Source organism: Lacrimispora sp. 210928-DFI.3.58 (assembly GCF_020554865.1).
Taxonomy (GTDB): Bacteria; Bacillota; Clostridia; order Lachnospirales; family Lachnospiraceae; genus Enterocloster.
The window spans coordinates 1-19,754 of sequence record NZ_JAJCIC010000050.1 but is presented as its reverse complement, the minus strand read 5'-3'; the positions used below and the strand labels follow the sequence as shown (position 1 = coordinate 19,754).

Here is a 19,754-nt window from a genome sequence, read left to right as displayed (position 1 = left end):
TGATTTTTCAATGGATTCTGCGGGGGTGCGGTTACTTTTTCATTTAACTAGTTTATATTTTGGTGGAGAATTGACAAAAAAGGGGATATCTATTACGATACATAGGCGGGAAAATGATAGGGAGAAATGGTATTTATGAAGAAATCACTGACAGAGGGCAGCATCACGCTGTCCATGCTCTGCTTTGCCCTGCCTCTTATTGCAGGGAATCTGATGCAGCAGTTTTATAATGTGGCGGATACACTGATCGTGGGGAAGTTTCTGGGGGCAGGGGCTCTGGCGGCAGTGGGCTCCTCCTATACCCTTATGACATTTCTGACCTCCATCCTTTTAGGCCTGGCAATGGGAAGCGGGGCCTTGTTCTCCATTCTTTATGGAGCGGGGGAGGAGGACCGGCTGAAGCGGAGCATCTTTACCTCTTTTTTGCTGATCGGTCTGATCAATGTGGGAATGAATGTGATCCTGTTTGCACAGATCGACCGGATCATGGAGCTGCTTCATGTGCCGGTTGAGATCTATGATATGATGCGGGAATACCTGGTGGTGATCTTTGCCGGTATCACGGCCACCTTTTTGTACAATTTCTTTGCCTCTGTGCTGCGGTCCGTGGGGGATTCCTTTCTGCCCATGGTATTTTTAGGCGTTGCCGCCCTCCTCAATGTGGGGCTGGACCTTTTGTTTGTGATCGTATTTGAATGGGGCGTGAAGGGAGCTGCTGCTGCCACTGTGATCGCCCAGTATGTGTCTGGTGTGGGACTGGCCCTTTACGGGTGGTTTCGATGCCCTGTGCTGCGGCCGGGAAAAGGCCACAGGAAGGTAAGCCTTGATATTATGAAGGAGCTGGCCCAGTTTTCCATTCTGACCTGCCTGCAGCAGTCGGTGATGAATCTGGGGATACTCATGGTGCAGGGGCTGGTGAACAGCTTTGGGACTGTGATCATGGCGGCCTTTGCAGCTGCGGTAAAGATCGATTCCTTTGCCTATATGCCGGTGCAGGATTTTGGAAATGCCTTCTCCACTTTTATTGCCCAGAATTACGGAGCGGGAAAGCGGGAGCGCATACAGGGCGGGATACGGAGTGCGGTGATCACCTCTGTCCTGTTCTGTCTGGTCATCTCCTCTCTGGTCTTCTTATTTGGAAGACAGCTTATGCTGATCTTTGTACAGCCTCAGGAGACAGAGATCCTGGCTGAGGGTGTGCGCTATCTGCGGATTGAGGGAAGCTTTTACTGCCTGATCGGGTGCCTGTTCCTTCTGTATGGCTTTTACCGGGCCATGGGACGGCCTGCCATGTCCCTGGTGCTTACGGTGATCTCCCTGGGAAGCCGGGTCTTTTTGGCCTATATGCTTTCTGCCATTCCGGCAGTCGGAGTGGTGGGGATCTGGTGGGCAGTACCCATCGGGTGGTTCCTGGCAGATGCAGTGGGATTCCTTTACCTGATCCGTTTCCTCTCCGGCAGGCCATCACAGGGCTGATATTTTTTCGCTTTCCTGTCATATCCTTCCTTGAAACGCGGTACGTTATATGATAAAATGGGGAAAGAATTCCGGGCCCTGTATATGCGGCCTGGAAAATATTACATACGATGAAGGAGGATTCCCATGATTAGTCAGTTGATTGAAAACATAAAAAAGACAAAGGCCCCGATCTGTGTGGGCTTAGATCCGATGCTGTCCTATGTGCCGGAGCACGTTGTGAAGAAAGCCTTTGACGCTTACGGCGAGACCCTGGAGGGAGCAGCAGAAGCAGTTTGGCAGTTTAATAAAGAGATCATCGACGCTACTTACGACCTGATCCCATCTGTAAAGCCGCAGATCGCCATGTATGAGCAGTTTGGCATCGAGGGGCTTGTGGTCTATAAGAGAACCGTTGACTATTGCCATGAGAAGGGACTTGTAGTGATCGGCGATGCAAAGAGAGGGGATATCGGCTCCACCTCCGCTGCCTATGCCACAGGACACCTTGGAAGGGTGCAGGTGGGAAGCAAGAGCTACAGCGGCTTTGACACCGATTTCCTGACAGTAAACCCTTACCTGGGCACGGATGGCGTAAAGCCCTTTGTGGAGGCCTGCAATGCCAACAATAAGGGCCTGTTCGTACTGGTAAAGACCTCCAATCCTTCCAGCGGAGAATTCCAGGACAGGCTCATTGATGGAAGGCCTCTGTATGAGTGGGTGGCAGAGAAGGTAGTGGAGTGGGGTTCTTCCTCCATGGACGGAGAGTACAGCAATGTGGGAGCAGTGGTAGGCGCTACCTATCCTGAGATGAGTAAGATCTTAAGAAAGCTGATGCCCCATACCTATTTCCTGGTACCAGGCTACGGCGCACAGGGCGGAACAGCAGCCGACTTAAAGCACTGCTTCAACGAGGATGGCCTGGGAGCAGTGGTGAACTCCTCCAGAGGCATTATCGCTGCTTACAAGCAGGAGAAGTACAAGCAGTTCGGACCGGAACACTTTGCTGAGGCTTCCAGACAGGCTGTGATCGATATGGCGGCGGATATCAGCAGCGTCCTGTAGGGAAACTACCGGGTTACTGTTCACAGCCGATATTCCGCGAGGTGTTTTGTGTGAGTGAAGCGCAGCGGAAGTCACAGATTATTAGCCCGGCGCCCGGCGGGAAGCCATTTTCAGATACCATTCAGGGCGCTGTCTATCAAACTAGGAGATGAAAATTTTATATGGCAAAGTTAAAAATGACAGCCCGCGTCCTCTCACAGGCACAGCTTGGGGCTGATATATTTGATATGAGAATACAGGCACCGGAGATCGCAGCCCAGGCAGTACCGGGGCAGTTTGTCTCCCTCTATTCCAGGGATGGCGCAAAGCTTCTCCCGCGTCCCATCAGCCTCTGCGGCATTGACAGGGAAAAGGGAGAACTGCGGCTGGTATACCGCATTGCAGGAGAGGGCACAAAGGAATTTTCCGGCCTTGCTGCAGGAGATTCTATTGATGTCCTGGGTCCCCTGGGCAATGGCTTCCCGGTAGAAAAGGGAAAGAAGGCGTTCCTGATCGGCGGCGGTATCGGTATTCCGCCCATGCTGGAGCTGGCAAAGGCGCTGAGCAGGGAAAATGCCGGACAGGATGGGGCAGACGGCCTTGTGCAGGCAGTCCTGGGCTACCGTGACAGCTTTCTGTTCTTAAAGGACGAATTTGCAGCCTACGGCTCTGTTTATGCAGCCACAGAGGATGGAAGCGCAGGCACCAAGGGAAATGTGCTGGATGCCATCCGCGAGAATGGCCTGGACGCCCAGGTGATCTACGCCTGCGGCCCAACACCCATGCTGCGTGCCCTGAAGGCCTATGCAGCAGAGAAGGGGATCCCCTGCTGGCTCTCTCTGGAGGAAAGAATGGCCTGCGGCGTTGGCGCCTGTCTTGCCTGCGTATGCCAGTCCAAAGAGGTGGACAGCCATTCCCAGGTACACAACAAGCGCATCTGCAAGGACGGCCCTGTATTTGCAGCAGAGGAGATTGAGCTTTAAGAGAACGGCATATGCCCGTAAGGAGGAACACGCCAATGAATATGAGTGTAACGATTGCCGGTGTAGAGCTTAAAAATCCGGTGATGGAAGCATCCGGCACCTTCGGGTCCGGTATGGAATACAGTGAATTTGTGGATCTGAACCGTCTGGGAGCAGTGGTGACAAAGGGAGTTGCCAATGTGCCCTGGCCGGGGAACCCAACGCCCAGGATCGCAGAGACCTACGGCGGCATGTTAAATGCCATCGGCCTGCAGAATCCGGGAATCGATGTGTTTGCAAAGCGGGATATCCCGTTTCTGAAGAAATATGATACGAAGATCGTGGTAAATGTCTGCGGAAAGACCACAGAGGATTATATTGATGTGGTAGAGCGCCTGGGAGACGAGCCGGTGGATCTGTTGGAGATCAACATTTCCTGTCCCAATGTCAAGGAAGGCGGCATTGCCTTCGGCCAGGATCCAAAGGCGGTGGAGGCGATCACAAAGGCTGTGAAGGCTCATGCAAAGCAGCCTGTTATCATGAAGCTTAGCCCCAATGTGACAGACATTACCGTGATGGCGAAGGCAGCCGAGGCAGGGGGAGCAGATGCCATTTCCCTGATCAATACGCTGACCGGCATGAAGATCGACATTAACCGCAGGGCCTTTGCCCTGGCAAATAAAACAGGGGGCTTATCCGGCCCTGCCATCAAGCCCGTTGCTGTCCGCATGGTCTATCAGACAGCCCAGGCCGTGAAGGTGCCCATCATCGGCATGGGCGGTATCCAAAACGCAGAGGATGCCCTGGAATTTATCCTGGCCGGAGCCACAGCCGTTGCCATCGGCACGGCCAATTTCCACAATCCATACGCAACAGTGGAGACCGTGGACGGCATCCGTGCCTACATGGAAAAATATGGTGTGGACGACATCAGAGACTTGATCGGCGCAGTGAAGTAGAGGCGTGCAGCAAGAGAACAGGGATGACCATTTGGAAATGTGAAAGGGCCGGGAGGCCTTGAATAGGAGGTTTTTAATAAAATGGAAAGCTACAAGCAGGAATTTATTGAATTTATGGTAGAAAGCAATGTGCTGAAGTTCGGTGATTTTACCTTAAAGAGCGGGCGTAAATCCCCCTTCTTCATGAACGCAGGAAGCTATGTGACCGGAACCCAGTTAAGAAAGCTGGGAGAGTATTATGCAAAGGCCATCCATGACAACTTTGGCCTGGACTTTGACGTGCTCTTCGGACCAGCCTACAAGGGCATCCCCTTAAGCGTTGCCACAACCATGGCTATCAGCGAGCTGTACGGAAAGGACATCCGCTATTGCTCCAACCGCAAGGAGGCAAAGGATCACGGCGATGCAGGCATTCTCCTTGGAAGCCCTATTAAGGACGGAGACAGGGTGATGATCATTGAGGATGTTACCACCTCCGGCAAGTCCATTGAGGAGACCTTCCCGATCATCAAGGCCCAGGGAGATGTAGAGATCAAGGGGCTTATTGTGTCCTTAAACCGCATGGAGCGCGGCAAGGGAACAAAGAGCGCTCTGGATGAGATCAAGGATCTGTATGGCTTCCCAACAGCGGCCATTGTATCCATGGCAGATGTGACAGAGCATTTGTACAACAAGGAGTGCGGAGGAAGGGTTGTCATTGACGACAGCATAAAGGCAGCTATTGACGAGTATTATAAGCAGTACGGCGCACAATAAAGCGTGAAGATGGGAAAGGCGATGAATATGGAGAGGATCTATAAGACAATGCGTAACACAGGTGCCGGCTGTATTGCAGTAGGTATCATTATAGCGGTAACAGGACTTACAGTGGGAATTATCTCAATTGTAAACGGCGCTCTGCTTTTAAAGCGTAAATCAGAGATCGAATTTTAAAAGCGGGGCTGTCCATGATAAGAAATACAACAAAACGCCAGAAGCTGGGATGGGTACTGTTCATACTGTACCTGTGCCTTCTGGCTTATTTCATGTTTTTTTCTGAGTCCTTCGGACGCACGGATACCAGCAGGGGATATGCCTACAACCTGGTTCCCTTTAAGGAGATCAGCCGGTATTTCCGGTATTATGAGGTGCTGGGCTTTTCCCTCTTTCTGATCAATATTGTGGGAAATGTGGCGGCATTTGCGCCCTTTGGTTTTTTTCTGCCCATTATCAGCAGAAGGAGCAGGAAATGGTACAATACGGTCATGTTTGGCTTTGTGTTCAGCTTTATTCTGGAGACTCTCCAGCTGGTGTTCATGGTGGGAAGCTTTGATGTGGATGATATGCTTCTCAATACTCTGGGAGCTGCCCTGGGCTTTTTGAGCTTCCAGGCAGTCCAGAAGGTTCGGATACGCCGCAGGAGGTTTGGCCGGGAGGTAAAAAATTGAAATTTGTAGGAGATAAGATTTCCTATGTAAAAAATCCTTTTGCAAAGCACAGCTATTACTGTCTGGGGCTGGCTGTCATCTCCCTGGGGCTGGGGATCGCCAGCATTTACCTGTCTGTCATACAGGCGGGCCAGGGAGGCCTCAATACCGGAGCCCTTGGCTTTTCCAGCATCGTGGCGTCCCTCATGGGAATATGGTATGGGATCCTTTCCTTTGGGGAGAAGGAGCGCAATTACATACTGGCCAGGATCGGCATTGCAGTCAGCATCGTGCTGTTGATCGTATGGGCAGTCATTATCATAACCGGCGTTTTCAGATAGATAGGAGCGATCGCAAGATGGATTACAGGATATTATTACAGGAAGAAAATGATGCCGTAAGGGAACGCTACGACCTTTCCATGGAGCGGATCTGTTCCATGGAGACCGAGGAGATGGCGGAGCCTTACGGCAGTTATTTTAAGAGGACGGCAGCATTTATCAGAAAGATCGGGGCTGTGGCGGCAGAGAGAGGGCTTTTGGCGGCAGGCTGTCAGTCAAAGGCAGAGAAAGCCGGGGAAGCTGGGCAGCCGGCAGGCTGCTTTGGAGAGAAGAGAAGCCTTGAGGAGCTTCAGGAGGAGAATTACAGCCTTTATGAGGATATCCTTCCGGAACACTATGGGGAGAGCTATGGGAACCCCGATCATGCGGTAAAAAGGCTGGGAGACGGCTTCGGACAGCTGCTGTCCTTTTTGTATGCAGAGATCAGAGGGGATATCGTATATGTTTTTGAGGGCCGCCTGACAGAGATCACCATTTTGAATGAGGTATTTCTTGAGGTATACAACCTCTTTTCCCAGGCTTGGGAGGAGGGAAAGGCAAAGCCGGCCCTGCAGCAGGTGAAGGATTCCCTTTATTGGTTTGTCAGCGATTATGCGGACAGGACCCTGACATGGCGGGTGAGGGAGGGCCTTGATCCTGCTCTTTCCTTTGGCACGGACATCATCCGGAAGGCGGATCTGACGGATGCCAGATATCTGTACCAGTATGGGGAATACGTATCAGAGACAGAGCTTGCCCTGGCTTCCTTTATGAATACCCTGCCTCAGGAAACCATTGACCGGATGGCAGACACCTATACCCAGGGCTACAAAAGGGGCTTTGAGGTGATGGGCAGGGATCTGAGCAAAAAGAAGACGGTGGTGATGGAATACAGGCTGGGCTTTGAGCGGATGATGAGAAAGGCGGCAGAGAACTTCCGCGCCATGGGCCTGGAGCCTATCTGCTACAGGACGGCAGTGGAATCCATCAACCGCAGGTCAAATGGAAAGCGAGGCTATTATGGAACATCCCCCAACCGCCAGTATGAGTACGACCACCGCTACGACAGTGCCCTGTACATGGGAAATGCCTTTAAGGAGCGGAAGCTGTCTGTGCTGAAGGCTGCCTACGAGGAGTATAAGGAGCTTGCCTCCCTCTGTGCGGGCCCTGCCCTGGTGGAGACCTTTGGGGAGGAGGATTTCTCCCCTGTGAATAAGAAAACAGCCCTGTCGCTGAACACTCACCAGGAGGAGCTCACTCTTTCCTATGGAAATGAATCACGGCGCATCATAAACCAATATATGCCGGGGGACGAGACCAGCTTTACGATCATCGCCTTTCCGGTGCCGGAGATCGGGCCTGATTTTGAGGAAATCTTCCGGGAGACCATCCGCATCAATACCCTGGATTATGAGAAGTACAGGGATATCCAGCAGTGCATCATCGATGCATTGGACGAAGCGGCCTGGGTGGAGATCACTGGCCGGGACGGCAATGAGACCTCTATGAAGGTAATGCTCCATGAGCTGAAGGACAGGTCAAAGGAAACGAATTTTGAAAACTGCGTGGCGGATGTGAACATCCCCCTGGGAGAAGTCTTCACCTCCCCGGTTCTCACAGGAACAGAAGGCCTTCTTCACGTAAAGCAGGTGTATATCGAGGGGTATTCCTTCCGCGATCTGCGGATGGAATTTAAGGATGGAAGAGTGACGGAGTTTGGGTGTGGGAATTTTGTGATGGATGGGAATGCTGCGTTGGGCGGCGCTGCGGCATGCAGCAGAGCTGCAGCGGGCCAAGGTGCTGGGAAAGACAGCAGGGTTATAGCGGAAGCCATGGCTCAGGGCCGCTCCCTGGTGAAGCAGGTGATCATGCGCAATCATTCCTGGCTGCCTTTAGGTGAGTTTGCCATCGGTACGAATACGGCGGCTTATGCCATGGCAGAGAGATTTGACATCGGAGGAAAGCTGCCCATCCTCATTGCGGAAAAGACAGGGCCCCACTTTGCCGTGGGCGATACCTGCTACAGCTTTGCGGAGGATTCCCCTATGTACAACCCTGACGGCAAGGAGGTCATTGCCAGAGACAACGAGATATCCGTCCTGCGCAGGGAGGATATGGGAAAGGCATATTTCAGCTGCCACACGGACATTACGATCCCTTATTCAGAATTGGGAGATATTAAGGCTGTCACAAAGGATGGAAAGGTGACAGAGATCATCCGTCAGGGGCGGTTTGTCCTTCCTGGCACAGAGGAGCTGAATAAGGAATTTGAGGATACGAAAATCAGATAAATAAAAATCGGCGGCATCACATATGGTCCGGCTCCCGCTTCAAGGGAAGCCGGGCTGTTTCTTTCTAAACCTCACCATGCATGAAAGTCAGATGGCTCCGCGCTTTGCGCTCCCGCCATCCGCAGAATAAAGATAGAAGCCTTTTACGAAAACAATCCCGTTTTTTTGAAGATTTATATTGACTCCATAAATATTTCCTAGTATTATAATTATAAGTATTGATGAGATAAATACTAATACTTATTAGTAAAATTAATAATAATTATAGTCACAGATAATGAATAAAAAGGAGAATGAACAATGGCAAAAGTAGGAATTGTAATGGGCAGCGACTCTGATATGCCGGTTATGGCAAAGGCAGCCGAGATTCTGGACAAGTTTGGGATTGATTATGAGATGACCATCATCTCTGCCCACAGAGAGCCGGATATCTTCTTTGACTGGGCAAGATCGGCAGAGAAAAAGGGCTTCAAGGTTATCATTGCAGGCGCAGGCAAGGCAGCCCATCTTCCCGGCATGTGCGCAGCGATCTTCCCCCTTCCGGTTATCGGCATCCCTATGAAGACCTCCGATCTGGGCGGCGTGGATTCCCTCTATTCCATCGTACAGATGCCAAGCGGCATTCCGGTTGCCACTGTTGCGATTAATGGCGGAGCCAATGCAGGCATTCTGGCAGCAAAGATCCTGGCAGCCTCCGATGAAGCGCTTTTGGAAAAACTGAAGGCATACTCCGGGGAGCTGAAGGACGATGTGGTGAAAAAGGCAGAGAAGCTTGAGTCAATTGGTTATAAGGAATATTTATCTCAGATGAAGTAAAAGGGGCTCTGTTTACAGCCCGTTTCCAGGGCGGCAGTAAAGCACATACACAAACAAGTTGGAGGAAAGCAATGATGGATTATAAGAAAGCCGGAGTTGATATTGAAGCAGGTTATAAGTCAGTGGAGCTGATGAAGGAGCACGTAAAGAAGACCATGCGGGAGGAAGTGCTGGGAGGTCTGGGAGGCTTTTCAGGAGCATTTTCCCTGGCAAAGATCAAGGAGATGGAGGAGCCTGTGCTGCTGTCCGGTACAGACGGCTGCGGTACAAAGGTAAAGCTGGCGATCATCATGGATAAGCATGACACCATCGGTATTGATGCAGTGGCAATGTGTGTCAATGACATTGCATGCGCTGGCGGCGAGCCGTTATTTTTCCTGGATTATATTGCCTGCGGAAAGAATGTTCCTGAAAAGATCGCCGACATTGTGAAGGGCGTTGCAGAGGGCTGCCTTCAGTCAGAGGCAGCTCTGATCGGCGGAGAGACTGCAGAGCATCCGGGGCTGATGCCGGAGGAGGATTACGATCTGGCAGGCTTTGCCGTAGGCGTATGCGATAAGAAGGAAATGATCACAGGCGAGAGCCTGACACCAGGGGATGTGCTCATCGGCATGGCGTCCTCCGGCGTACATTCCAACGGCTTCTCCCTGGTGCGCAAGGTATTTGAAGAGGAGCTGACAAAGGAAGGCTTAGATACCTACTATGACAGGCTGGGAACTACCCTGGGCCAGGCCCTGCTTGCCCCCACGAAGATCTATGTAAAAGCCTTAAAGCGTATCAAGAGCGCAGGCGTTACAGTGAAGGCATGCAGCCACATTACAGGCGGCGGTTTCTATGAAAATGTTCCCCGCATGTTAAAGGACGGCGTCCAGGCTGTGATCCGCAAGGACAGCTATATCGTTCCACCGATCTTCAAGATGCTGGCAGAGAAGGGACAGATCGAGGAAAAGATGATGTACAATACCTTCAACATGGGCATCGGTATGGTCCTTGCAGTGGATGCAGCCGATGTGGATAAGACCATGGCTGCCATCAAGGCAGCAGGCGAGCAGCCATATGTGATCGGCTCCATTGAAGAGGGAGAGAAGGGTGTGACCTTATGCTGAGAGTAGGAGTGATGGTGTCCGGCGGCGGCACCAATCTGCAGGCCATTCTGGATGCCGTGGACAGTGGGAGGATCACCAATACAGAGATCAGGGTGGTCATCAGCAACAATCCGGGAGCCTATGCCCTGGAGCGTGCAAAAAACCATGGAATCGAAGCAGTATGCATTTCTCCAAAGGAGTATGAGAGCCGGGAGGCATTTAATAAGGCATTTCTGGCAAAGGTGGATGAGTACCAGCTGGATCTGATCGTGCTGGCCGGCTTCCTGGTAAAGATCCCGGAGGAGATGACCAGAAGATACGAGGGACGCATCATCAATATCCACCCGTCCCTGATCCCATCCTTCTGCGGCGTGGGCTATTATGGATTAAAGGTGCACGAGGCTGCTCTGGAGCGCGGCGTGAAGGTGACGGGAGCCACCGTGCATTTTGTGGACAGCGGAATGGATACCGGGCCGATCATACTGCAGAAGGCAGTGGAGGTCCGGGAGGGGGATACCCCGAAGATACTGCAGCAGAGAGTGATGGAGCAGGCAGAGTGGATCATCCTGCCCCAGGCCATCCATATGATCGCAAACGGACAGGTCAAGTACAATAAATAAAATACGATGCATCAGACAGGCTGGGGAGACCCGGTCTGTCTGCGGTGTTTGAGAGGCATACGAAAAAGCTGTCTGCTGCGGCTTTTTCGGTTATGAAGCATCCGGCAAAATGCGCCGTTGATGAATAATATAGATCTAAAGGAGGAAACGGCAGATGAAGGTTCTGATTGTAGGCGGCGGCGGAAGAGAGCACGCCATTGCATGGAAGGTAGCCCAGAGTAAGAAGGTAGACAAGCTGTACTGTGCGCCGGGAAATGCGGGAATCGCAGAGGTGGCAGAGTGTGTGAATATTGGAGTGATGGATTTTGAGGCGCTGGTTGCCTTTGCAAAGGAAAAGGAGATCGATCTTACCATCGTAGCGCCGGATGATCCTTTAGCGGCAGGTGCAGTGGATGCCTTTGAGGCAGCAGGCCTGCGCGCCTTCGGCCCCAGGGCCAACGCGGCGATCCTGGAGGGCTCCAAAGCATTTTCAAAGGACCTGATGAAGAAATACGGGATCCCCACAGCAGCCTACGAGACCTTCGACAACCCGGAGGATGCGTTTGAATACCTGGAGACAGCAGACATGCCCATCGTTCTCAAGGCCGACGGCCTGGCACTGGGAAAGGGCGTTCTGATCTGCAATACATTGGAGGAGGCAAAGGCAGGGGTCAAGACCCTGATGCTGGATAAACAGTTTGGCTCTGCGGGAAACAGGATCGTAGTGGAGGAGTTTATGACCGGCCGCGAGGTATCCGTGCTCTCCTTTGTGGATGGAAAGACCATCAAGATCATGACCTCGGCCCAGGATCATAAGCGTGCAAAGGACGGGGACCAGGGCTTAAATACCGGCGGCATGGGAACCTTCTCACCCAGCCCCTTCTACACAGAGGAGGTAGACGCATTCTGCCGGAAATATATTTACCAGCCGACCGTAGACGCCATGAGGGCGGAGGGAAGAGAGTTCAAGGGAATCATCTTCTTCGGCCTGATGCTGACTCCAAAGGGTCCCAGAGTGCTGGAATACAACGCCCGCTTCGGCGATCCCGAAACCCAGGTAGTATTGCCCAGAATGAAAAATGACCTGGTTGAGATCTTTGAAGCCTGCATTGACGGCACGTTGGATCAGGTAGAGCTGGAATTTGAGGACAATGCGGCTGTGTGCGTGGTCCTTGCCTCTGACGGATACCCGGAGCACTACGAAAAGGGCTTCGTGATCTCAGGCCTGGAGAAGTTCAAGGGCGCAGAAGGCTACTACGTATTCCACGCGGGCAGCAAGTTTGATGCAGAGGGCAACATCGTCACCAACGGAGGCCGCGTACTGGGCGTAACCGCCACCGGCCCAGACCTGAAAGCAGCCAGGGCAAATGCCTATAAAGCAACAGAATGGATCGGCTTTTCTAATAAGTACATGAGGTATGATATTGGGAAGGCGATTGATGAGGCTTGAGGGGATTTGAAATAATTGTCTTTTTGTAAATACATAGGTAATATTGGAAAACAAAGGTAACAAGATGATGGAAAACGATACTTTTGTCGTAAATACATCGGTAACAAAAGTCAACCAGGGTCAGAGTATTTTAGCGTGCTTTGGCCTTTGGTTGTTTAATACCAATTTATACCAGCAGATATTTGTAATGAAAAAAGAAACCGCCATAAATGACGGTTTCTCGGTTACAAAATTACCAGGATTACTCCTGCGTTTACAACATCATATTAGCATATGCCATCAGATTTGTCAAACAGTTTTGTAACTGTAACAGCATATGCGGAAACCGTTCAAATGATGCCAAGAGTAGATAATTTTTTGCCGACTTCATCTAAAACAACAGGTTTTACATCTCCGAATTTTTCAAAATGGCATCGAGAAAGGCTGACCTGCGTAATACGTGTAATATTAGCCCAACGAGGCATAAGCGGAAAGCCATATACCTTTTCTACTTTTACATTGTAATTCATATCCTTGGGCTCCTGAGATGATAATGGAATCACGATCAGTGAATCTTTCAGATTCTTTAAGATAATTGCTGGATGCCGTCCTCCAAATTCAGAACCGATATTATAGCCAAAATCTACCCACAGAACTGTTTTCCGAATCAATACCAGGGAACGCATGATTATCTCAATATCGGCGTTTGGTATACTGTTTTTCTTCACAGAAATTACATATTGACCAGTTTCTTTATTGAACTGGTAATATTTTAGAATCAGTTTCTGCTTTTCTGCTCTTAACCAGTTGAAACTGGCTGGTTTAATTGTGTTTGGAAGGGCGGAAGCAGGGATCTGAAATTGTTTTTCATTCATGATCAGATTTGTTTTAAGTGCCGTCCATTTATAGTATTCATTCGCCAATTTGATATGCTCCTGATTAGTAGTATCAATTTGGGAGAAATGTTGTTCCAATGTTTCAAAAACGGTATCAAGTGAGAAACGAGTATTTTCTAAAGTAATCGTTTGTTTCATAAAATCTCCTCATAACTCTTAAAAGACTGAATCTATTGTAACAGATGTTTAAGAAAAGGACAATGGTAATCTGGATGGGTTCTGGAAAAGGATATGAGGAACAAAAGAGTGGATTAGGGGGAAGTTTGGATACCAGGCCTTTATATTTTGTGGACTCGAACTAAATGAGTAAATCAGAGAAAATAATTACGTTTTAACCACAGTTTATATTAATAAGAAAATATCAGTATACTGTATATTTCCGATGTATTTCCAAAAGACGGAAGCCTGTTTCGGATGTATTTACAAAGAAACAATAATTGTTTTTTTCCACCTCTATCCGAAATTTGTGTCTGTAACTATTAGAGATTTTTTCCTCTATCGGAAACAGGGGCAGAAAAGTAAGGATAAGAGAACCGGATAATTTGTGCTGGATGTGCGGCATGGATATCCGGTTTTTCTAGTAGAATGAGAAGACATAATAAACCATTGATTTATGGCAGTATTTTATGTATTCTTATATTTGTGGGACATACAATGGGAAAATAGCCCTATTTACTGCCAAGATATGGAGTTGATAAATCGATATTTATGAGGTGTGATTGTATGGAGTTGACAGACGAAATCAAAAAATTGTTGTACTCTTGCGGAGCTGATTTGGTTGGAATTGGGGATATAAGCGAGGTTGAAAATTGTAATTTTAAAACAGGAATTTCTATCGCTGTTGCACTACCTAAAGATATCATCATTGACTTACAGAAAGCTCCAACGAAAGAATATTATGATTTATATTATTCTTTAAACAAGAAATTAAATGAAATCGTTATGGCAGGAGAAGACTTTTTGAAAAAAAGAGGATTTGAAGCTTATGCACAGACCACAGGACGTGTGGAAGTAAATCAAAATAAACGCTCTAAACTCCCCCATAAAACGGTAGCTACAAGGAGCGGACTTGGCTGGATTGGGAAAAATTGTTTATTGGTAACTCCTCAATATGGCTCTGCCATCCGTCTTTCTTCTTTGCTGACCAATGCACCTTTGAAATGTGATGAGCCGGTCAGTCAATCTTATTGTGGAACATGTAGCCAATGTGTAAAAAATTGTCCGGCACAGGCATTAAAGAACAGTTTATGGACGGTTGGTATGCCAAGAGAAAAAATTGTAGATATAGAAAAGTGTTACAAAAAACAAGTAGAGATAATGTTAAAAAGTACGGGCATTGAAACAGATTTATGCGGAAAATGTTTTGCGGTTTGTTCATATACCAAAAGATATCTGTAAGATAGAACTTTATAAATTCTAGATTGTCTGGCTGATTTAAGGGCGTTTTATTAAAAAACAGCAGCCGATTGCCTGAATATATAAAATGTCCGGTTTTTCTTGTAGAATGCGGGAACTTTTTTGGATAACGGAAAGAGACAGGAATGAAAAAGGGAAAAGATTTTGTGGCTATTCTGGAAACGAAACAGGACTTATAGGTGGAAAAAGTAAGGACGATTGTTGGAATCTATATTTCGGATAGAGAACGGAAAAGGGAAAAATGGGAACCTATATTTCCATGGAAAAGGGCGAATTTGTTTCGGATAGGAAGGGAAAAGAACAATAATTGTTTAGTCCTATTTACATCGGTAAAATACCAAAACATCGGTAAAATAGGTGGAAATTTCGAGATTTTGTAATCCTAATTACATCGGAAATGAGAGTCCTAGTTTAATTCCTGCAAGGCGATGGAGAGAATGGGCAGAGAAGTGAGTTATGCCCCTGTAGATTCGACTGGCGTGGTGAATCTGGAATGGTTGGACAAAAACATAAAAGAGAATACACGACTGGTATCAGTTATGTTTGCTAATAATGAGATTGGATCCATTCAGCCGGTCTCTGAAATTGCGGCTATTGCACATAAGCATGGCTGTCTTTTCCATACAGATGCGGTTCAGGCTGTAGGTCATGTGGCAATTGATGTTCATGCTATGGATATCGATATGCTTTCTGCCTCTGCACACAAGTTTAATGGACCAAAGGGCATAGGCTTTCTCTATGTTAGAAAAGGAATAGCAATACTCCCTTATATTGATGGCGGAAGCCAGGAGAAAGGTTATCGTGCAGGAACTGAAAATGTTGCCTCTATCGTGGCTATGGCAAATGCACTTCAGGTGAACTGTGCTCAAATGGCAGAGAATGAGAAGTACCTGAAGTTTTTGGAGCGGCAGCTCCTTGATGGATTATCTGAGGCCGGAGTGGATTATATCCACAATGGATCGGATGATCGGATCCCGGGTAATGTGAGCTTATCGTTTAAGGGATTTGAAGGCGAAGCTCTTTTGCATCGGCTGGATTTGATGGGAATCTGCGTATCGACAGGATCTGCTTGCGATAGTGTAAACACACAGCTGTCTCATGTGATCAGAGCGATTCATGTGCCGGAGGCGTATGTAAAAGGGACCATTAGAATATCGCTTGGGAAAAATAATACAGCAAAAGAGGTTCAGAAAATTGTCGGAGCCTTGAGCAAGATTATCTGTGGGTGAGAATGTGTGGAAGAGAAACTTTACTACCTGATAGAACAGGAATCCCGTTTTAATCAGAACAGAAAGGTCAGGGATATGCAAAATCCAGATGGAACAGCATCGCTAATAAAACGCCGATCTCTGTAAGAAACAACCGCGAGATTGGAGGCTGTGCGTCATTTGCTTACATGGGAAGGTTTGAGAAAAAGGTACTGTGTCGTCTGACGGTCTTGATGGATATATGGAATCATACTGGATTGATTATAACTTTGCTTCGTGCGGAAGGCGTTCAGCGTTGTGTTGAATTAAAACTTTTAAGGATATAGACAATTAATGCTGGAAAGCAAATAATGAGTCAGGTTTGTGAGAACCATTGATTTTATCGGGATATTTGCGTATAATATAAGTGAACAAAGGAAATATGTATTATTTAAAAGCCATAATTGCGAAAAGGAGGTGCTGCTATGGCTACATCGAGTATTTTGACCAATGTGATCATTCGTGATCCAAAAAAAGCGGAAGCCTTTGCAGATGCGCTGGAAGCGTCCAGCCGTGATCCAAAGCGCAGGCCCTCGGCACCGGCAATCCCTGTGCTGCGTGATGCAGATGCGATTCGGAAATTTTTGGCAAAGAAGGAACAGAAAAAGTGAACGAATATGCGGTTTTAAATATTTTGGATTACATGGATGTGATTGGAGAGGACGGTCTTCGGGCTGCCCTCTCTGGGTTTTCTTGCTCAAAAAATCCAGAAATAGAAGAATTTATGAAGAAGAATGCGATAGAATTCGCAAAAAGGAAAATGTCCATTACATATCTCCTGATTGATAAAGAAGGAAGGATACTTGGCATCTTTGCACTGGCCCATAAGGCGCTGCAGGTTATGGGAAGGGAGTTATCTGGAACCATAAAGAAAAAACTCCTGAGGTATGCTCAGACAGATGAAGAATCAGGAGAAATGACACTGTCCGCATTCTTGATTGGCCAGTTTGGAAAGAATTATCAGTATCCCGAGGCTTTGCCCATCAGCGGACTGCAGCTGATGGACGCAGCGTTTGATATACTGGAGCATGTTCAGCATGAGATTGGCGGTGGAGTGGTTTATCTTGAATGTGAGGAAAAGGCGAAACTGCTGGAATTTTATCAGAGCGAAAAGAATAAATTCCGTATTTTTGGAGAAAGATATTCTGAAAAGGACGGTGTAAAGTACATTCAGTTACTGAAGATTTTTTGAAAATGTAGTAAGTTGAAATGAATGTGGTATTTGCCCGTAACTTTATACCACAAGTAGAATGACAAAACCTGAATCCTGTGATAAGATAATCACAGAACGAAGGAAATAAGGGCAGAGGCCCGGAAAGGAGAACCGTCATGATGAACAGAGTCATTGCATCCGTATATCTGTATAGCCATAGCAGCCTGTCACTCGAACATGAATACGAGGGACTTCGTGTTGTGCGCTCATACAGAGACAGTTACCTGGATTGCAATGGTTTCATGACGTGATACTTCCGCTTTCACATCAAACCGAATTTTTGCATGCCGCTTGTCCTGTTGGGCAGGCGGTTTTTTATGTGCAAAAAGGAGGAAAAGACGATGCCGACCATCAATATAACAGCTACAGGAGACAATATTAAAAAGATGAGAAAGGCCGCTGGACTGACAGTCAAAGATCTGCAGAATATCTTCGGATTCGGAACACCACAGGCAATCTACAAATGGCAGAATGGAACTGCACTTCCAACCGTAGATAATCTGGTCGTGCTGGCGGCAGTATTTGGCTGTAAGATTGATGATATTCTGGTTGTTAATGCAACGGAAGTACAGAAAACAGCATAATAACATGCAGGAGAACAACACTCCTGTATACGGCCCCCTGGTCTAGTTGGCTAGGACATCACCCTTTCAAGGTGGTAACGCTGGGTTCAAGGTCTGCGTTCCACTCCGGTCGGTGCGAAAACGTGTGCCACTGGCACACCGCACCCCGCGGGGGTCACTGTGGCTATAGTTCAGAGGTAGAACGGCGGATTGTGGATCCGCATACGGGGGTTCGAGGTCTACGCTCCGCTTCGGTCGGCGCTAGACGGATATCCACTGGATATCCAGCGCCCTTGGTCACATTATAGGTGGATGTGCCGAGTTGGTCGAAGGCGGCGGACTGTAAATCCGTTACATAAGAAACAGCGCAGGTTCAAATCCTGCTCCACCTACTTTGCTGACATGGCGGAATGGTAGAAGCTCCAGGTTCAGAACCTGGTGGAGAGATCCGTGCCGGTTCAAGTCCGGCTGTCAGCATGATTGGAGATTTGGCAGAGAAGGCTGAATGCGCCGGTCCTGAAAACCGGAGGCCTTAAATGGTCCGGGGGTTCGAATCCCTCAGTCTCCGTTTATGCTTGTGTGTGCGAATGGTAAGCAGCTACACTGCTAATGTAGTATTCGGAAAATATCCGGGTTAAGGGTTCGAATCCCTTCGCAAGCGTTTATGCCCCTGTAGCAGAATTGGCATATGCACCGGATTAAGGATCCGGGCGCTGAAAGGCGCGTGTGAGTTCGACTCTCACCAGGGGTATTAAACATTTTTTAAGCATTAGATGTATATTCCTGACTGATAAAGTCATAATTATATTCTGATTGCCAGTCGGTATTATATTGTTCTGGATCATATTCATCTGTAGAAATACCATGAAATGCACAATAGTGCTTAATTTCATCTTCAGCAGGTGAATTGCAAATGGAAAAATGGACTTTTTGAATCTTGTTGTCGCTTCTTTCTTCTGTAAAATCAACGTGAAAATCTGTTTTTGCGCAAATAAGTTTTATAGCAGGCAAGAGCATATCCTTTTTTATCAGCTTATATGGATAGGTGGAGTCACCTGTGAGCAACTTTGCCAGTTGTCCCGGTGTAAAGGTGCCTGAATGAAACCGATGCACTGTAAAAAATAAGTACAGGATAACGGACGAAAGCGTATGTAGCCGAAACAAATATTTGAGGTCTACAAATTGAAAATAGTTATATGTTCCATTTTTCCAGTAACGGATAAATTCCGGAGAAAATTTAATAGCAAGCAGGTCTTTATGAACATCTGCATCCAACGATTCCAAACAAACCATACGGTGCATGCTTTTTCCCCGGTATCTCCGAAATTTTAGTGGCTGTCCTGTAATAGATTCCAAATGTGAAATAATACGATGAGCATGATGGACATGGTTGCTGCTGGATCCTCTATACTGGTGAGCAAGCACTCCGCACAGGTCGGTAATATGTATGGTAATTTCCCTTCTGTATTCACCATCAAATGAAAAAAATATAAAAAGCAGCGCTTTTAGGGTAATGGCAGAGACAGGCTTTCCATCGGAAAAGGTGAGTCCAGTATCCAGTAGAGCTTCTGGAACCTCAACAAGTAAATTGGATTGATTCAACATATCGTCTCCTTTACCTTAGTGAATAAATGGTGAGTAAAAATACGTCTAATCGGTTTTAAGTGGAATATATTTTTGTGTGGCCATGTCATAATCGTATGAGTTCATCCACTGAGTGTTGCGAATCAGAATTAACAATCAGATTTATAGATAGAGATAATGTTTATATGATTATAATTTATGATGACCATTGTTCATTTCAAAGATGTGATAGTGGATTAACTGGCGAGAAAAATTATAAAACTTTAAATGAAATGTATAATGCACAACAAATAGATGACATTATACTGGAAAGAGATTGGGATAAAATTGTTGAATTTGATTGCGTAGATTTTGAAATATTAGGTTATTGGTAATAGTTACAACCTCTTAATTTTTAGAGATGACTGAAGCAGTAAATCGTTAAGGAAAGAATCGAAGGTGGTGCAAACGAAAAAGCAGCTCCAAAATC

20 protein-coding genes and 5 tRNA genes are annotated in these 19,754 nt (G+C 47.6%); 23 read left to right on the top strand and 2 right to left on the bottom strand.

The window, feature by feature from the left end; all coding sequences use genetic code 11:
• The first annotated feature begins 135 nt into the window (after positions 1-135).
• The 13 genes from LIZ87_RS20005 to purD all read left to right on the top strand — a co-directional run bounded on the left by LIZ87_RS20005 (position 136) and on the right by purD (position 12,387).
• On the top strand, positions 136-1,476 hold the full coding sequence (locus LIZ87_RS20005) for an MATE family efflux transporter (protein WP_227148954.1): 1,341 nt from the start codon (positions 136-138) through the stop codon (positions 1,474-1,476).
• A gap of 126 nt (positions 1,477-1,602) precedes the next feature.
• Positions 1,603-2,520, top strand: coding sequence for an orotidine-5'-phosphate decarboxylase (gene pyrF / locus LIZ87_RS20000; protein WP_227148953.1), 918 nt, complete (start codon positions 1,603-1,605; stop codon positions 2,518-2,520).
• A gap of 161 nt (positions 2,521-2,681) precedes the next feature.
• Positions 2,682-3,482, top strand: a complete 801-nt coding sequence (locus tag LIZ87_RS19995; protein ID WP_178313655.1) for a dihydroorotate dehydrogenase electron transfer subunit — start codon at positions 2,682-2,684, stop codon at positions 3,480-3,482.
• A gap of 35 nt (positions 3,483-3,517) precedes the next feature.
• Entirely contained in the window at positions 3,518-4,420 is a 903-nt protein-coding gene (locus LIZ87_RS19990) for a dihydroorotate dehydrogenase (RefSeq protein WP_227148952.1), read from the top strand.
• Between the two features lie 81 nt (positions 4,421-4,501).
• Positions 4,502-5,176, top strand: coding sequence for an orotate phosphoribosyltransferase (pyrE, locus tag LIZ87_RS19985; RefSeq protein ID WP_178313659.1), 675 nt, complete (start codon positions 4,502-4,504; stop codon positions 5,174-5,176).
• 3 nt (positions 5,177-5,179) lie between these two features.
• A complete protein-coding gene (locus LIZ87_RS19980) occupies positions 5,180-5,353 on the top strand; it encodes a hypothetical protein (RefSeq protein ID WP_178313653.1) in 174 nt (57 codons plus the stop codon).
• A 14-nt stretch (positions 5,354-5,367) separates the two neighbouring features.
• Complete coding sequence (locus LIZ87_RS19975) at positions 5,368-5,847, top strand: VanZ family protein (protein ID WP_178313661.1); 480 nt, start codon at positions 5,368-5,370, stop codon at positions 5,845-5,847.
• Complete coding sequence (locus LIZ87_RS19970; protein ID WP_227148951.1) at positions 5,844-6,167, top strand: hypothetical protein; 324 nt, start codon at positions 5,844-5,846, stop codon at positions 6,165-6,167. The genes LIZ87_RS19975 and LIZ87_RS19970 overlap by 4 nt, the downstream gene beginning before the upstream one ends.
• 17 nt (positions 6,168-6,184) lie before the next feature.
• On the top strand, positions 6,185-8,437 hold the full coding sequence (locus LIZ87_RS19965) for an aminopeptidase (RefSeq protein ID WP_227148950.1): 2,253 nt from the start codon (positions 6,185-6,187) through the stop codon (positions 8,435-8,437).
• A 300-nt stretch (positions 8,438-8,737) separates the two neighbouring features.
• Positions 8,738-9,253, top strand: coding sequence for a 5-(carboxyamino)imidazole ribonucleotide mutase (purE, locus tag LIZ87_RS19960; RefSeq protein ID WP_227148949.1), 516 nt, complete (start codon positions 8,738-8,740; stop codon positions 9,251-9,253).
• A gap of 74 nt (positions 9,254-9,327) precedes the next feature.
• Positions 9,328-10,359 carry a phosphoribosylformylglycinamidine cyclo-ligase gene (purM, locus tag LIZ87_RS19955; RefSeq protein WP_227148955.1) on the top strand — a complete coding sequence of 344 codons (1,032 nt, stop codon included), beginning with the start codon at positions 9,328-9,330 and terminating at the stop codon, positions 10,357-10,359.
• Positions 10,353-10,958 (top strand): phosphoribosylglycinamide formyltransferase, encoded by a 606-nt coding sequence (purN, locus tag LIZ87_RS19950; protein WP_178317331.1) that lies wholly within the window; start codon positions 10,353-10,355, stop codon positions 10,956-10,958. The genes purM and purN overlap by 7 nt, the downstream gene beginning before the upstream one ends.
• A gap of 154 nt (positions 10,959-11,112) precedes the next feature.
• Positions 11,113-12,387, top strand: a complete 1,275-nt coding sequence (gene purD, locus LIZ87_RS19945; protein WP_227148948.1) for a phosphoribosylamine--glycine ligase — start codon at positions 11,113-11,115, stop codon at positions 12,385-12,387.
• 329 nt (positions 12,388-12,716) lie between these two features.
• Here purD and LIZ87_RS19940 read toward each other — a convergent pair whose 3' ends face one another.
• Positions 12,717-13,400 (bottom strand): type II toxin-antitoxin system PemK/MazF family toxin, encoded by a 684-nt coding sequence (locus LIZ87_RS19940; protein WP_227148947.1) that lies wholly within the window; start codon positions 13,398-13,400, stop codon positions 12,717-12,719.
• Positions 13,401-13,985: 585 nt separating this feature from the next.
• On the opposite strand from LIZ87_RS19940, the gene LIZ87_RS19935 reads away from it, so the two are divergent.
• From LIZ87_RS19935 to LIZ87_RS19890, 10 genes are all read left to right on the top strand, one after another.
• Positions 13,986-14,660, top strand: coding sequence for a 4Fe-4S double cluster binding domain-containing protein (locus LIZ87_RS19935; RefSeq protein WP_227148946.1), 675 nt, complete (start codon positions 13,986-13,988; stop codon positions 14,658-14,660).
• Between the two features lie 455 nt (positions 14,661-15,115).
• Entirely contained in the window at positions 15,116-15,907 is a 792-nt protein-coding gene (locus tag LIZ87_RS19930; protein ID WP_264468094.1) for a cysteine desulfurase family protein, read from the top strand.
• A gap of 443 nt (positions 15,908-16,350) precedes the next feature.
• Entirely contained in the window at positions 16,351-16,536 is a 186-nt protein-coding gene (locus LIZ87_RS19925; RefSeq protein ID WP_227148944.1) for a hypothetical protein, read from the top strand.
• Positions 16,533-17,117: a GNAT family acetyltransferase gene (locus LIZ87_RS19920; RefSeq protein WP_227148943.1), complete on the top strand. Its 585-nt coding sequence runs from the start codon at positions 16,533-16,535 to the stop codon at positions 17,115-17,117. The genes LIZ87_RS19925 and LIZ87_RS19920 overlap by 4 nt, the downstream gene beginning before the upstream one ends.
• A 362-nt stretch (positions 17,118-17,479) precedes the next feature.
• A complete protein-coding gene (locus tag LIZ87_RS19915; protein ID WP_227148942.1) occupies positions 17,480-17,722 on the top strand; it encodes a helix-turn-helix domain-containing protein in 243 nt (80 codons plus the stop codon).
• Between the two features lie 285 nt (positions 17,723-18,007).
• Positions 18,008-18,093 (top strand) — tRNA-Tyr (locus LIZ87_RS19910).
• Positions 18,094-18,097: 4 nt separating this feature from the next.
• Positions 18,098-18,178 (top strand) — tRNA-Leu (locus tag LIZ87_RS19905).
• 5 nt (positions 18,179-18,183) lie between these two features.
• Positions 18,184-18,269: transfer RNA gene (locus LIZ87_RS19900), tRNA-Ser, on the top strand.
• Between the two features lie 5 nt (positions 18,270-18,274).
• Positions 18,275-18,362, top strand: a tRNA-Ser gene (locus LIZ87_RS19895).
• A 5-nt stretch (positions 18,363-18,367) separates the two neighbouring features.
• Positions 18,368-18,452: transfer RNA gene (locus tag LIZ87_RS19890), tRNA-Leu, on the top strand.
• An 11-nt stretch (positions 18,453-18,463) separates the two neighbouring features.
• Here the strand turns inward: LIZ87_RS19890 and LIZ87_RS19885 are convergent.
• Positions 18,464-19,306 (bottom strand): replication initiation protein, encoded by an 843-nt coding sequence (locus tag LIZ87_RS19885; RefSeq protein WP_227148941.1) that lies wholly within the window; start codon positions 19,304-19,306, stop codon positions 18,464-18,466.
• Between the last annotated feature and the right edge of the window lie 448 nt (positions 19,307-19,754).

Coding starts and splice junctions, on each gene's coding strand:
- LIZ87_RS20005 (WP_227148954.1), top strand. CDS start 136: ATGAAGAAATCACTGACAGAGGGCAGCATCACGCTGTCCATGCTCTGC.
- pyrF (WP_227148953.1), top strand. CDS start 1,603: ATGATTAGTCAGTTGATTGAAAACATAAAAAAGACAAAGGCCCCGATC.
- LIZ87_RS19995 (WP_178313655.1), top strand. CDS start 2,682: ATGGCAAAGTTAAAAATGACAGCCCGCGTCCTCTCACAGGCACAGCTT.
- LIZ87_RS19990 (WP_227148952.1), top strand. CDS start 3,518: ATGAATATGAGTGTAACGATTGCCGGTGTAGAGCTTAAAAATCCGGTG.
- pyrE (WP_178313659.1), top strand. CDS start 4,502: ATGGAAAGCTACAAGCAGGAATTTATTGAATTTATGGTAGAAAGCAAT.
- LIZ87_RS19975 (WP_178313661.1), top strand. CDS start 5,368: ATGATAAGAAATACAACAAAACGCCAGAAGCTGGGATGGGTACTGTTC.
- LIZ87_RS19965 (WP_227148950.1), top strand. CDS start 6,185: ATGGATTACAGGATATTATTACAGGAAGAAAATGATGCCGTAAGGGAA.
- purE (WP_227148949.1), top strand. CDS start 8,738: ATGGCAAAAGTAGGAATTGTAATGGGCAGCGACTCTGATATGCCGGTT.
- purM (WP_227148955.1), top strand. CDS start 9,328: ATGGATTATAAGAAAGCCGGAGTTGATATTGAAGCAGGTTATAAGTCA.
- purN (WP_178317331.1), top strand. CDS start 10,353: ATGCTGAGAGTAGGAGTGATGGTGTCCGGCGGCGGCACCAATCTGCAG.
- purD (WP_227148948.1), top strand. CDS start 11,113: ATGAAGGTTCTGATTGTAGGCGGCGGCGGAAGAGAGCACGCCATTGCA.
- LIZ87_RS19940 (WP_227148947.1), bottom strand. CDS start 13,400: ATGAAACAAACGATTACTTTAGAAAATACTCGTTTCTCACTTGATACC.
- LIZ87_RS19935 (WP_227148946.1), top strand. CDS start 13,986: ATGGAGTTGACAGACGAAATCAAAAAATTGTTGTACTCTTGCGGAGCT.
- LIZ87_RS19930 (WP_264468094.1), top strand. CDS start 15,116: ATGGGCAGAGAAGTGAGTTATGCCCCTGTAGATTCGACTGGCGTGGTG.
- LIZ87_RS19925 (WP_227148944.1), top strand. CDS start 16,351: ATGGCTACATCGAGTATTTTGACCAATGTGATCATTCGTGATCCAAAA.
- LIZ87_RS19915 (WP_227148942.1), top strand. CDS start 17,480: ATGCCGACCATCAATATAACAGCTACAGGAGACAATATTAAAAAGATG.
- LIZ87_RS19885 (WP_227148941.1), bottom strand. CDS start 19,306: ATGTTGAATCAATCCAATTTACTTGTTGAGGTTCCAGAAGCTCTACTG.